Genomic DNA, 13,708 nt, shown 5'->3' with positions numbered 1-13,708 from the left:
GTAATAGGCTGTGCAAACCATGGAATTAGTAGAATATTTGTATTATAATTATTCTATTAATCATAAATAAGGAGGGCTATAAAAATGAATATTGAAACAAAATGCTTACATGCAGGATATGAACCTAAGAATGGAGAGACAAATGTACTTCCAATTTATCAGAGCACTACATATAGATATGACTCATCTGAGCATATAGGAAAGTTATTTGATTTATCAGTTGATGGACATATGTATTCGCGTATTTCAAATCCTACAGTTGGGGCTGTGGAAGAAAAAATCGCTGCTTTAGAAGGTGGGGTAGGAGCTCTTTGCACTACATCAGGGCAAGCGGCTGTTATGATAGGGATATTAAATATACTCCATGCAGGAGATCATATTGTAAGTGCAGCGACTATTTATGGAGGAAGCATAAATCTTTTTGCTGTAACATTAAAGAAGTTAGGAATTGAATGCACATTTGTAGATCAAGAAGCTTCAGAAGAAGAAATTCAAAAAGCATTTAAAGATAATACTAAGGCTGTATTTGGAGAAACTATTGCAAATCCTGCCATATCAGTTTTTGACATAGAGAAATTTGCTAGAATAGCGCATAAAAATGATGTACCGCTTATAGTTGATAATACTTTTGCAACTCCAATTCTTTGTAGACCATTTGAATTTGGGGCAGATATAGTTATACATTCTACTACAAAATATATGGATGGACATGCAGTGCAACTAGGAGGGGTAATTGTAGATAGTGGTAATTTTGATTGGACTAGTGGAAAGTTCCCAGAATTTACTGAACCAGACGAGTCTTATCATGGGTTAGTATATACAGAATCATTTGGAAAAGCTGCATATATAACTAAGGCTAGAGTTCAACTTATGAGGGACATAGGAGCATATCCATCGGCTAATTCGGCATTTTTGCTTAATTTAGGATTAGAAACTCTTGCAGTTAGAGTAGAAAAACATTGTAGGAATGCAGAAATAGTTGCAGAATATCTAAGTAAATCTGAGAAGGTTGAATTCGTTAATTATCCAACGCTTAAAGATAATAGATACAATGAACTTGCAAAGAAGTATTTGCCAAAGGGTTGCAGTGGGGTAATATCTTTTTCTATAAAAGGTAGTCGTGAAAATGCAGCTAAATTTATTGATAGTTTAAAATTGGCTTCTAATGTAGTACATGTAGCAGATATACGTACTTGTGTCCTTCATCCAGCAAGCTCAACTCATAGGCAATTATCAGATGATCAATTAGTAGCAGCAGGAATAACTCCAGGATTGGTTAGATTGTCAGTTGGGCTTGAGAATATTGAAGATATTATAAAAGATGTTGAACAAGCATTATATGCAATTTAATTAATGAAAAAATGCCTCAAAATATTGAGGCATTTTTTTTATCTTTCTTTATTAGCTATTTCTGTTAAGATTCTAGCTTCAAATTCAACTAAGTCTATACTTCCTTCATCATCATTTTTTCTGCTTCTTACAGATACAGTATTAGATTCAGCCTCTTTTTCGCCTACAACTAGGATATAAGGCACTCTTTCTAATCTAGCTTCTCTAATCTTATAACCAATTTTTTCAGCTCTATAATCTGCTTCAATTCTTACACCCTTGTTTTTTAATGATTTAGCAACAGATTCTGCATAATCATTGTATTTATCTGAGATAGGTAAAACTTTTGCTTGAACAGGTGATAACCAAGTTGGAAAAGCACCTGAATATTTTTCAATAAGCATAGCTAAAGTTCTTTCGTAACATCCAATTGAAGATCTATGAATTATATATGGACGTTTCTTTTCTCCATCCTTGTCTATATATGACATATCAAATCTTTCAGCTAAGGCAAAATCTATTTGTATAGTAAATAGAGTATCTTCCTTACCATGAACATTTCTGCATTGTAAATCAAGTTTTGGTCCATAGAAAGCAGCTTCATCATCAGCTTCAACATAATCTATTTTTAAGTGATCTAGTATTTGTTTCATTGTATTTTGAGTGTGGTTCCATGCTTCAGGATCATTGATGTATTTTTCAGTATTATTAGGATCCCACTTAGAGAATCTGTAAGTTATATCTTCAGCGATACCTAAAGTACTCATTAGATAATCGATTAATTCAAGAACTCCTTTGAATTCTTCTTCAAGTTGCTCAGGTGTAACTATAAGATGTCCATCAGCAAGAGTAAATTGTCTAACTCTTATAAGACCATGCATTTCTCCTGAATTTTCATTTCTAAATAAAGTAGAAGTTTCAGCATATCTTATAGGAAGATCTCTATAGCTATGTTGTTCAGTATTGTATATAGTATATTGGAAAGGACAAGTCATTGGTCTTAATGCCATAACTTCATCATCTTTATCTTCATCACCTAATACAAACATTCCATCTTTATAATGATCCCAGTGACCAGAAATCTTATATAAATCGCTTTTAGCCATTAATGGAGTTTTTGTTAAAACATATCCTCTTTTTTCTTCTTCGTCTTCAACCCATCTTTGAAGCAATTGAACTATTTTAGCTCCTTTAGGCATCATAAGAGGAAGGCCTTGACCTATGTTTTCATCAGTAGTGAATAATTTTAATTCTCTTCCTAATTTATTGTGATCTCTTTTTTTAGCTTCTTCTAAAGCTTCAAGATGAGCATTTAAGTCACTCTTCTTTAAGAAAGCAGTACCATAGATTCTTGATAGCATCTTATTTTTTTCGCTACCCTTCCAGTATGCACCAGCAGTTCTTATAAGCTTAATTGCCTTTACTGCTTTTATTGACATTAAATGAGGACCGGCACATAAATCAGTAAAATCGCCCATCTTATAGAATGAAATAATTTCACCTTCAGGAAGATCATTTATTAATTCAACCTTATATGGCTCATCTTTCATTAACTCTAAAGCTTCATTTCTTGGAAGTTCAAATCTTTCTATTGAAGGATCTTCTTTTATTATCTTTTTCATTTCAGATTCCAATTTAGTTAAGTCTTCTGCAGTAAAAGCTACATCTCTATCAAAATCATAGTAGAAACCAGTTTGTATTGATGGACCTATAGCAAGTTTTGTTTCTGGGAATAATCTTTTTACAGCATAAGCTAAAACATGAGAGATACTATGGCGTACTGCACTCTTGCCTTCTTCTGAATCAAATGTACATATGCTAAGTTCTACATCTTCATTTACTGTATGACGAAGGTCAACAACCTCACCATTTACAATACCACAGCAAGCATTTCTTGCTAGACCTTCACTAATTCCTTTAGCTATATCTAACACTGAAACGCCAGCTTCAAATTCTTTAATTGAACCGTCTTTTAAAGTTACTTTAATCATTTTAAAACTCCTTCCGTATATGTAATAAATATAATTTTGTAAATAAAAAAACTCCATCTCTAAAATATATAGAGACGAAGTAATATCCGTGGTTCCACTCTAATTACCTAAAAATAGGTCGCTTAAGGTTATCGTAACGTGATAAATACGGACTTTATTAAAGTCACTCAGAGGTGGTCTTCAGTTAAATTCACTTAAAAATACTTCCAGCTAATGTATTTTCTCTCTGAAAATGAAGTATTAACTTACTCTTCTCTTCATCGTTTTTCATATTTGTTAGTATTAATTATAATTATCTAGATTTAGGATGTCAACAGTAAATATAATTTACATATTTTTAACCTAGAACAAATAGGTTTCTTTAAAGGAACTTTTAAAATTAGGAATATAGGTGGAGGTGAAGTTATGTTTAAAAGTATTAAAAGTAAATTATTATTTATACTAGTTCCTATTTTTATTGTTGGCTGCATTTTTCTTTCGAACTCTGCATATAGGTTAGCTGTTAAGAGTTTAACTGAAAGTAATTTGAGTATTATGAGGGAAATGGCCAAGGTAGCAGCAAGTAATATTAATGATGAAGTTAGTAAAGAATTTAAAATTTTAGATATACTAGTTGAAAATACAACAATAAAGAACAGTAACGTGCCTTTAGAAGAAAGAATAAAGGAAATTAAGCCATTAGTAAATCTATAGATGCTGCAATTACTGATAAAGATGGAAAAGCTGTTTTTATTAGCGGAAAAATTGAAAATATAAAGAATACAAAATATTTTTTGTCAGCTATGGCTGGTAAAAGTCAGGTCATAACTCCGTATTATGATAATGCACTAAAAAAGAAAATAATAGCGTATTCTAGGGCCATTAAGGGTGAAAATAATGAGAATATTGGTATATTGGTGGCATTTAAAGATAGTAGTAAGCTAGGTGAAATAAATAAATCTATTAAATTTATGAATACAGGTAGTGGTTTTATAATAGATAGTTTTGGTAATTATATAGCTCATGAAGATGATAGTTTTGTTAATGAAAATAAAAATATAATATCTTTAACTGAAGATGGGCAAGATTTTTCAGATTTAAATAATATAGGTAAAGATATGACAAGTGGATTTACTGAATCAAAAGAATATGTGTATAAAGGAATTCGAAAATATGTTACATATACTCCCGTGGGGGAAAGTGGGCTTTCTATAGCATTAACTGTAGATAAGAATGATCTGCTAGGAAAATTATTTGATTTGAAGATGGCCAGTATTTTTGTAACAGTAGTTGTTGTCTTGGTTTTAGCTGGAGTAATAGTATTATTAAGCATTAATATAGGACATCCTCTTAAGAAGACAAAAGAATATGTTCATATAATGGCTGATGGCGATTTTACTAAGGAGGTCAATAGTAAATATCTTAAGAGAAAAGATGAAGTTGCAGATATATGCAAATCTATAAATAGAGCAAAGGAATCGATAAGAGGAATGATATATTCTGTAAAGGATACATCAGGAGAAGTTAAAATTAATGCTAATGTATTGTCAAGCATCTCAACAGAACTTAGAGATCTAACCCAAGATATAACTATAGCGATAGAAGGAGTAGCAGATAGAACTGGGAATTAATCATTTAAACTTTTAAATATAGTAGAAAAACTAAATTACTTTAGTAAAAAAGTTAACGATATAAATGAACATGTAAATCATATTAATTTGAAGGCTGAAGAAGTTAAAATTAAAGCTATATATGGAAATAAAGATATGGAGAATTTTGATAAGGAAATAGATAATTTTAATTTAAAGTTTCAAGACTTGCTACGAGAAATAGAAAGTATTAATGAATATATAATGAAGGTGAATAAAATTACGGATTTGATTAATGAAATATCAGAGCAAACAAACCTTTTGGCATTAAATGCAGCTATTGAAGCTGCTAGGGCTGGTGAAATGGGCAAGGGGTTTGCTGTTAGTTGCTGAAGAAATTAGGGCTCTTGCTGAGGAAAGTAGCTTATCTTCAAGGAATATATATAAGATTTTAGGTGAACTTAGAAATAGAATCAGTGGAGTAGTAGAAACAAGTGAAATTATGAATCTTGAATTTAAGTCTCAGAGGAGAAGTGTTAATAATGTATTACAAACATTTAATGGAATATCAGATTCAGTTAAGGATATAGCTCCGGAGATACAAGATATTAAATTTGATTTTGATAAGTTAGCAAATAGTAAGGATGCTATTGTCAAAATATTGGATGATGTAGCTATATCTTCAGAAGAGACTTCATCATCTACAGGAGATGTAATGGATGCTATTGCATCACTAAATAAGAGTAGTAATGATTTAGAACGAAGTTCAGATATTCTTTTAAATAAGTCTAACAAATTAAATGATATGGTTGAAAAATTTATTGTTAATTAGATGTAAAGTATTGATTTTTATGATAAATAATGGTAAAATTCTTTTTGTTGAAACCATTGTTAGCGGAAGTGACTCAATGGTAGAGTGTCACCTTCCCAAGGTGAAAGCTGCGGGTTCGAGTCCCGTCTTCCGCTCCAAAATAGGGAAGGAGTAACTTTTTTATAGAGTTTCTCTTTTTTTATTTATATATAGGAGAAGTTAAACTAAATACAAAAAGAGTGGCTATTGCAAAGTAAAAATTTTAAAATAACCACTCTTTTTAAAATCATTAGTATATATTTTCTAAAATACGCTGAATCTTGAGGTTTTCAAGAGTTTCTTCAGAGTACAATTTATTTCCCATAAGTCTTAAGATGATATCATCTTTTTTATAGCCTTCTTTATATAATTTAATATCTTTAGTTATTTTCTTTAATGAGTTTACAGAGACTTGAAGTATTTTGCCTAAATCTTTATAGTTATAAAATTCTTTAGGAAGTAAGTTATAAAGTTTATTTTGTAATTCAATTTTATATTTTATATCAGTTTCTAGAGATCTGTGAGGACCATCCTTTCCTCTATGATGCTCTGGGCAGAGATATTTATAATTTATTTCTATATCTAAACCGCCTTCACTTCTATGAATTATATGATGAATATCAGCTTTTTTATTGCAAATTTCACAGAAAAACAATAATAAACCTCCTTTGTTTTTATACTATATATTATACAATAAAATACAATTACATTCAATTTGTGAAAAATAAAAGTTAATTTTCTGTTGTAAAGTTTGTAAAAATTTAATAAATACTCTTTCTTTTTGAATAGAATTAATATAAATAAGTATAATAATTATAGAGGGCAAAATATAAACAAATATTATTGGAATATATAATTTGTTATTTGGAAAGAAAGGTGATAATTAGGTGAGGCAAAATTACAACTCCTTTAAGTATTGGGAAAATATCATAAGTGAAAACAAAACCATTAGAGGACATATGTTTATGCAAAAGCCACCAAAGGAAAAGTCACTATACATTCATACATTAATTTTTAGCAAAAGCAATGGAATAGATAATATTTATGCGTATTTTCCAGATTCCAAAATATTGTTAGGGTATATACAATATTCTTTTTTACAGGAAGCATTCTATAAATGGATATATGGCAAGGATAGAATGGTTACTAAGATTCCGCCTGAACCTGTAGAGATTATTATAAAAAAAGGATTAGATGATGGATTAATAAATAAAGAAATAGCAAAGCTTATGCTAAGTCATTATAGTAGAGTTGAAAGAATGTGGGATTTACCAAAGGAGAGAGTAGTGCCAGAATTGATTAAATTCTCTAGAGAGTTTAATAGAACTTGGTTTGGAAATCATAGAAATTTTATATATATGAAGATATTCAAGGATTCTATTGAATTTGGAGAATTTGTTATTGAATCTATATTAATAACAAATAGTGAGAAGGATTTTGAGCATAAAATAGGTGTGCCTATAGGTGAATGGAAAGAAATATGCAAAAGTGCCACTAGTAGCAAGATAATGGGAGAAAGATTTCAGCAAATAATTCAAAAGAATTTATCAGAGATAATATAAATTATTATAGTATTTGTTAAGCAATTTTAAAAATGTACCCCCAATTTTTAATATAAGCATCAGCTTTTGCTGGTGCTTTATATATTTCTATAAGAAAAAAATATAGAATCTTGACTTAGAAAAATCAAGGTGCTATAATACTCAATGTAATATGCGCTATTAGCTCAGTTGGTAGAGCACCTGACTCTTAATCAGGGTGTCCCCGGTTCGAACCCGTGATAGCGCACCAAAGTAGAACTTTAATAGATACTAATATGAATGAAACCCTGGCAAGTAGACAGATGAAAAAATATGAAGTCTAAATTGCTAGGGTTTTACTTGCATAAAATTCAATATATTTGAAAATTTTTTTGAGCTTGTTTGGGTGTCTCGTAGTGGTCGCCTTGAATGGGCTCTTTTTATGATTCTATAAAATTTTAAAATTAGTCTTATTGTATTCATTGATGCTAATTTAGACAATCTATTATTTTTATATAATTCTCTATATAGAAAAATAAAAAAAGTACTTGAATTTCTGTATTTTATTGAAAAAATAAGAGATAATTATATTGCTAATTATAGAAAAAAATATATATAATATATAATATGTAAATAAATTGTTTGTTTGGTTAAATTGTAGGATAGGAGGCAAAGTAATGGGAGATTTAAATAATGATAATAATGTAGAAGATAAGCTTAGCAAGAATAATAAAAATAAAGGGTCAAAAACTAGAAAAGGACTTTTTTTTGAATGGATAGTTCCAATTTTATTAGCAGTTATAATCGCTTTATTAATAAAACAATTTATTATATTTAAGGCATATATTCCTTCGGAGTCAATGGTGCCAACATTAAATGTAGGGGATCATCTTTTAGTTACAAAAGTATATAATTTAAACAACTTAAAAAGAGGAAATATAATTGTATTTAATTCTAAGGAATTAGATGATATTTTAATAAAAAGACTTATAGGACTTCCTGGAGATGATATAAAGATAGTTAATGGTAAAGTATCGGTAAATGGAGAAGAACTAGAGGAAAGTTATATTATAAATCATGATAATTATAATGGAGAGTTTCATGTTCCAGAGGGAAGATATTTTTTCTTGGGAGATAATAGACCAAACTCTTTTGATTCTAGGAAATGGGTTAATCCATATATTGATGGAAAGGATATAATGGGAAAAGCTCAAGTGAAAGTTTATCCATTTAAAGATTTTGGAACGATTAAATAGTTAAAAATAAAATTCAACATAGATATATGTTGAATTTTTTATCTATTGAACATAAGTAAAAATGTATAGGGAGAATTAACATGAGTAAGTTGGTTGAAATAACAAATATGACAAAGAGTTTTGGCAAAAAAGTAATATTAAAAGATGTTGATATAGAAATTAACGAAAGAGACTCGATTGCACTAGTAGGGCATAATGGCTGTGGGAAAAGTACTTTGCTAAAAATAATTTGTGGTTTAACATCAGTAAGTAGAGGAAATATAAAATACTACAAAAATGTAAAATTTAATTACGTGCCAGAAAGATTTCCTAAAATATCAATTACGCCACAACAATATATTCTTAGAACTGCTTTGATCGAAGGCTTAGCTAAAGATGAAATTAACAAGAAAAGTTATGAACTATTTAGGGAATTTTTTATGGAAAATATAATTAGTACACCAATAAAATATCTTTCAAAAGGATCTATTCAGAAAGTAAATGTTATTCAAGCATTGATAACAAAACCAGATATTTTGCTATTAGATGAACCTTTATCAGGACAAGATGTTGATTCACAAAAGGTATTTATAGAATTAGTACATAAGTTAATAAATGATGGTGTTGCCATTGTGATGTCTTGCCATGAAGAAATATTAATTAATGCTTTATCAAATGTAGTTTATGAAGTTAAAGAGAAAAACATTCAAAGAAGAAGTGCTTTAGAAAAAGTAAATAGAAATTATGATGTTTTAGTTTTTAAGGAAAATGCAAGTTTAAATGAAAAATATAAAAATATAAATGAAAGCATTCGTAAGGTAGACAATAATGGGAATGAAATTAAGTTATTTGTTTCTGAAGATAATAGCAATACAGTGCTGAAGGAAATGATAAATTATGGGTATAAGCTTAGGAGGATGTATAATGAAAACTTTTAATGCACTTTTTAAATATCATTTTATAACTTATTTAAAGACAAATAAATTTGTAATTCCCATGATTGTATGGGTGACAATTATGTGTATTTCATATTCAGTAAAACCAGTGGGAGTTGTATCAAGTTTTGTAATTACAGCAATGTGTTTATTTTTTATAATGTTATGGATTACTTTTTCATATATGGATGGTATAGATGAGGTAGCAGAACAATTAATTATACTAAAGACTAGAAAGCAATCAATATATTACTTAAGTAAAAATATTTTTTTAATGCTTATAGGATTATTTATGAGCATTATGGGAGTTTTGCTTCCTATCGTTGGAAATTTCGTGAACATGTTCAGTTTATTCAATAGAGAATTAGTTATGTGGGATATTTTTTCGGCATTAATAATACATGTGGTTTTTGCTATATTAGGATGTTCATTAGGTACTTTATTTCAGCCAAGATGTATAAAAAATAGAAAGATAGCAATAGAATTGGCTATATTTATTGCAGTAATTTCTTTAGTGAAAGTTGGGATAATGCAAAAGGTTCCAGAAGTTAAATATATTGATTGGATTTTACCACCTACAGGTGAAATTCAAGATTGTTTTAATAATAAAGATATTTTCTATCTGAGTGATATTGTTAAATCTATGTTATATGGTATTATATATAGTTTTGTTTTAAATATTATAAATATTGAAATGTTGAAAAGAAAGCTATTTTAAATATTTTGGGGTAAGAAAACTATTTTTTATGAAGTTAGAGTTAATTTTTTAAAGTAACAGCCTCCTATGATAAAACAAACATATCATAGGAGGCTGTTACTTTCTAATTTATAGGCTTTGTTTGGATTTGTACAAAAAGTATTGAAGGAACATATAAGTAGATGAATAGCTTATATCTCACTAAATCTTCCTTACTTCTAAAAGGCAAATGCTTTGTGAAGAAATTCCTTTCCCTTCACCAGTAAATCCAAGTCCTTCTTCAGTAGTTGCTTTTATGTTTATTTTATCAAGAGATATATTTAATGCATTAGCGATATTATTTCTCATAAGATCAATGTGTGGAGCCATTTTAGGCTTTTGAGCAATTATAGTTGCATCTATATTACATATTTTAAAATTGTTTTTATAAATTAAATTACCAACTTCAGTTAATAATTTTATACTTGAAATTCCTTTGTATTTATCATCGTTATCAGGAAAATGCTTTCCTATATCGCCAAGAGTAGCAGCGCCTAGTAAAGAATCCATTATAGCATGTAGTAAAACATCTGCATCTGAATGACCTAAAAGGCCAAGTTCATGGGGAATATTTACACCACCTAGGATAAGCTTTCTATCAGGTACTAAACGATGTACATCGTATCCCATACCAATTCTCATTCTATCACCTACCTGTTTTTCTTAATATTTTATCATAGTTTAGTAAATTAATGTACTTATTAGAATTTTTGTTTTTTGGTATATGGTGATTTTTTTTATTATGAGTTTCAATTAAAAATTTAATGTCTATAAGTATAGAAGAAAAAGCAAAGGTTATATAGTAATTAAAATGAGTAATTCTCTTGTGTCTAAAGATAAAGTCTACATAGATAACATTTTTCCCCATAATGTACCTCGCTTATCAAATTAATTATATTAAAATATATTTAGATTACTTTTAATGTATACGAAACTGGCAGAGCTTTTATATGCTATAATACATTATATGAAGAATAAAAATAATTGATAGTAAATGTCGCATTGATGTTATTTATATATACAAATAAGGGCGGGTGTTTTAGATGGGAGAGTTTAGTAGAAATAAGTATATTTTTTCTGGTGAATCAGCTGTGTTAGATATAGGAGAAAAAGTAATTAATTTAAGAGAAAAGCAAATATCTCTTATGATTAAAGAATTGTTTTTATTCAAGGTTTTTATGAAGGATTTGGTTAGTCATTTTCCTAGTTATAAGGATAGAAATTTAATTTTAAATATAGCATATTATATAATTGAGGATGTGGAACTATTTGAAAAGTTTATGGAAAGAAGAGAATTGTCATTTAGTAAATTGGCGAAGGCAACCCAGGTTTCAAGGGGATTTATAGAGATATGGCAAGACTATATAATAGCTTACGTTATTATTTTTTCAAATCCTAATTATAAATATATTCAAGAGGCTTTGAAAGTGGAAGTCTCAAGTGAATTTGATAGAGCTATACCGTTAGATAATAAAAAGAATGATATACGTAGAGGCATAGTAATAAAGATTCAAAAAAGAAGTAAAATTATTATGACTGGATCAGGTCAATTTGTTAAAATTAAAAATCTTGAGAGCGTAAGAGTTGGAGGAAAAGCTGAAGGGCGAGAAAAGAAAGGGGTAGCACATTTTAAGTTCCATCTTGCTTTAGCTGGTGTGCTTTTAATGTTATTAGCCTTTGCAATATATAAAGATTATAATCATGTAAGCAGTACTATTGTAGTTACGGGGACTTCTCAGGTAAAGCTAGAGATTAATAAAGGAAATAAAGTTATATATACTCACTCGGAAGCTGATAAGGGAAAGGATTTGATTGATTCTGTAAATCCTATGGATAAGAAAATTGATATAGTTTTACGAGATTGTATAGAATATGCAAAAAATAATGATATGATACCCAAGGATGGAATACTAGTAACTATAACTGGGAGGCCTTTAAAGTATGGAGAGTTAGAGGAAACTGGGGAATATGTTTTAGATAAGAAGATATCAATAAAGGTAAATAATGTGGGGAATTTTCAAAATATAAATGAAATTACTGCTTTAAAGAGAAAAGAAGAAGATAAAAAATAAAGAAGTGGATGACACTTCTTTATTTTTTAGTATTTATAAGTCTTGACTTAAATGTATCTAATGAATATTCGGAATTCACGTATATTCTGTCCAAAGCAACCCGATTATCAGTTTTGTTAGCAAGTCCCAAGTTAGTAGTAAATGCTAAAGAATATCCTGCATCTATAGATGCCTTTTTACTATTTTCATTAAAATCTCCAAAAGGATATGCAATAGATAGTACAGGTTTGTTAGTTACACTTTCTATTTTAGCTTTAGAGTCTTTTAATTCTTTTAATTGTTGTTCATAAGTCAAGGTATTCAAATGAACATGATTAACTGTATGACTTTCAATATCAATCCCGTAGTCAGACATTTCTTTAAGTTGAGCGGTTGACATATAGTAACCACTATCTATTCCAGAAGATATTACAAATACTGTTGCTTTCATATTAAGCTCTTTAAGGATTGGGAAAGCATGAGCGTAATTATCGGTATATCCATCGTCAAATGTAATAAGAATACTTTTTTGTGGAATTTCTTTATTGTTCAAAATATAGTCATTTACTTCGGACATTGTTAGTGTGGTATATCCTAAACTTTTTACCAATTGTAATTCTTCTTTTAGTTTTTCAGGAGAAATTGTTACTTCATTTTTTTGCTTGACTTCTGAGTCTGGAAGTACAGAATGATAGTAAAGCACAGGAATACCTATATCTTCACTAGTTAGAGGAAGTCCTTCAAATCTATTTTCAACCTTAGGAGTTGTTTCAGATTCTTTTGGGATATCATTTTCTTCAACATTTGAATTTGATGTAACTTCTGGTTCTTTGTCAGAGGTTTTATTATTAGTTATAAAAAATATAGATAGGGCTATAATTAATATACCTAAGATAATTGAAAAAATAAATATGGGTTTCTTATTTCTTTGAGAATGTTTCATTATTTACCTCCTAAAATTTGTTTTATTACAAAATAAATACTAACACAATACAGGGAGAATGAAAACAAATTATAATGAGAAAATATAGTAAAAAACTGGATGTAATCCACATAGTCCACAAGTGCCTGTGGATAACTTGTTAGAAAGTTGTTAATTTTTATGTTAATTAGTGTGAATTAATGTTGAAAAGAATAAAAATTTTAGATATGCATTTTAATGAGTTGTGGATAACTTGGAAGTAAAAAAAGAAGTTATATGATAGAAACGTTGCTATACCTAGAATTTAGGAATATTAGTGAAAAGATAAATAATTCACAGTGGTTGTTGATTATTTTTTTAAATAAATTTGCCTGTGGATAAAAAAAGCAGATATATGTGTTTCATATACCTGCTTTTTAATATGTGTTCCCAGCATGGGCACGTACTAGTCGGTGAAAGTCCGATATGGGGGTTGATAGTGCCAACCATTAGCTTTAAGACAAGGGTGTCCATTGTGAGGTGGAATCTGAAGGAAGTCGGCGGCAAAGCCTTGGTCTGAGGTACACGAATC

The 13,708-nt window shown here is 29.1% G+C and carries 13 protein-coding genes, 2 tRNA genes, 1 pseudogene and 1 other annotated feature; of the genes and pseudogenes, 12 read left to right on the top strand and 4 right to left on the bottom strand.

Annotated elements, in window-relative coordinates; genetic code table 11:
• Nucleotides 1-84 precede the first annotated feature (84 nt).
• Nucleotides 85-1,350: an O-acetylhomoserine aminocarboxypropyltransferase/cysteine synthase family protein gene (locus H9661_RS11235; RefSeq protein WP_191768815.1), complete on the top strand. Its 1,266-nt coding sequence runs from the start codon at nt 85-87 to the stop codon at nt 1,348-1,350.
• 38 nt (nt 1,351-1,388) lie between these two features.
• On the opposite strand, the gene thrS is transcribed toward H9661_RS11235, so the two are convergent.
• On the bottom strand, nt 1,389-3,320 hold the full coding sequence (thrS, locus tag H9661_RS11230) for a threonine--tRNA ligase (RefSeq protein ID WP_191768813.1): 1,932 nt from the start codon (nt 3,318-3,320) through the stop codon (nt 1,389-1,391).
• A 67-nt stretch (nt 3,321-3,387) separates the two neighbouring features.
• Nucleotides 3,388-3,590 (bottom strand) — a binding site (T-box leader).
• A gap of 135 nt (nt 3,591-3,725) precedes the next feature.
• On the opposite strand from thrS, the gene H9661_RS11225 reads away from it, so the two are divergent.
• The 5 genes and pseudogenes from H9661_RS11225 (at nt 3,726) to H9661_RS11210 (ending at nt 5,857) form a co-directional block, all read left to right on the top strand.
• The gene (locus H9661_RS11225; protein WP_191768811.1) at nt 3,726-4,013 is read left to right on the top strand and encodes a hypothetical protein; all 288 of its coding nucleotides are present in this window, start codon (nt 3,726-3,728) and stop codon (nt 4,011-4,013) included.
• The gene (locus tag H9661_RS11220; protein ID WP_191768874.1) at nt 3,998-4,930 is read left to right on the top strand and encodes a cache domain-containing protein; all 933 of its coding nucleotides are present in this window, start codon (nt 3,998-4,000) and stop codon (nt 4,928-4,930) included. Before H9661_RS11225 ends, H9661_RS11220 begins: the two co-directional genes overlap by 16 nt.
• Nucleotides 4,931-5,065: 135 nt before the next feature.
• Nucleotides 5,066-5,319: pseudogene (locus tag H9661_RS19620) on the top strand (methyl-accepting chemotaxis protein); the annotation flags it as partial.
• 8 nt (nt 5,320-5,327) lie between these two features.
• Nucleotides 5,328-5,720: a methyl-accepting chemotaxis protein gene (locus H9661_RS11215; protein WP_423738984.1), complete on the top strand. Its 393-nt coding sequence runs from the start codon at nt 5,328-5,330 to the stop codon at nt 5,718-5,720.
• Nucleotides 5,721-5,782: 62 nt separating this feature from the next.
• Nucleotides 5,783-5,857, top strand: a tRNA-Gly gene (locus H9661_RS11210).
• 131 nt (nt 5,858-5,988) lie between these two features.
• On the opposite strand, the gene H9661_RS11205 is transcribed toward H9661_RS11210, so the two are convergent.
• The gene (locus tag H9661_RS11205; RefSeq protein WP_143317115.1) at nt 5,989-6,393 is read right to left on the bottom strand and encodes an HNH endonuclease signature motif containing protein; all 405 of its coding nucleotides are present in this window, start codon (nt 6,391-6,393) and stop codon (nt 5,989-5,991) included.
• A 232-nt stretch (nt 6,394-6,625) separates the two neighbouring features.
• Between H9661_RS11205 and H9661_RS11200 the strand changes: the two genes are divergently transcribed.
• From H9661_RS11200 to H9661_RS11180, 5 genes are all read left to right on the top strand, one after another.
• On the top strand, nt 6,626-7,300 hold the full coding sequence (locus tag H9661_RS11200; protein WP_143317117.1) for a hypothetical protein: 675 nt from the start codon (nt 6,626-6,628) through the stop codon (nt 7,298-7,300).
• A gap of 153 nt (nt 7,301-7,453) precedes the next feature.
• Nucleotides 7,454-7,529 (top strand) — tRNA-Lys (locus H9661_RS11195).
• Between the two features lie 406 nt (nt 7,530-7,935).
• Nucleotides 7,936-8,514, top strand: coding sequence for a signal peptidase I (gene lepB, locus H9661_RS11190; RefSeq protein WP_143317119.1), 579 nt, complete (start codon nt 7,936-7,938; stop codon nt 8,512-8,514).
• Between the two features lie 80 nt (nt 8,515-8,594).
• Entirely contained in the window at nt 8,595-9,431 is an 837-nt protein-coding gene (locus H9661_RS11185) for an ATP-binding cassette domain-containing protein (RefSeq protein WP_143317120.1), read from the top strand.
• Nucleotides 9,418-10,146 carry a hypothetical protein gene (locus tag H9661_RS11180; protein WP_143317121.1) on the top strand — a complete coding sequence of 243 codons (729 nt, stop codon included), beginning with the start codon at nt 9,418-9,420 and terminating at the stop codon, nt 10,144-10,146. Before H9661_RS11185 ends, H9661_RS11180 begins: the two co-directional genes overlap by 14 nt.
• 180 nt (nt 10,147-10,326) lie before the next feature.
• On the opposite strand, the gene ispF is transcribed toward H9661_RS11180, so the two are convergent.
• Complete coding sequence (gene ispF / locus H9661_RS11175; protein WP_143317122.1) at nt 10,327-10,806, bottom strand: 2-C-methyl-D-erythritol 2,4-cyclodiphosphate synthase; 480 nt, start codon at nt 10,804-10,806, stop codon at nt 10,327-10,329.
• 401 nt (nt 10,807-11,207) lie between these two features.
• Here ispF and H9661_RS11170 point away from each other — a divergent pair, with 401 nt between their 5' ends.
• Nucleotides 11,208-12,236 (top strand): anti-sigma factor domain-containing protein, encoded by a 1,029-nt coding sequence (locus H9661_RS11170; protein WP_143317123.1) that lies wholly within the window; start codon nt 11,208-11,210, stop codon nt 12,234-12,236.
• Between the two features lie 19 nt (nt 12,237-12,255).
• Here H9661_RS11170 and H9661_RS11165 read toward each other — a convergent pair whose 3' ends face one another.
• A complete protein-coding gene (locus H9661_RS11165) occupies nt 12,256-13,158 on the bottom strand; it encodes a polysaccharide deacetylase family protein (protein ID WP_143317125.1) in 903 nt (300 codons plus the stop codon).
• Nucleotides 13,159-13,708: the final 550 nt, after the last annotated feature.

The sequence above is a fragment of the Clostridium cibarium genome, from assembly GCF_014836335.1.
GTDB classification, from domain to species: domain Bacteria; phylum Bacillota; class Clostridia; order Clostridiales; family Clostridiaceae; genus Clostridium; species Clostridium cibarium.
Note: the sequence above shows the minus strand (reverse complement) of the source record. Positions and strands in the feature narration are given on the sequence as shown.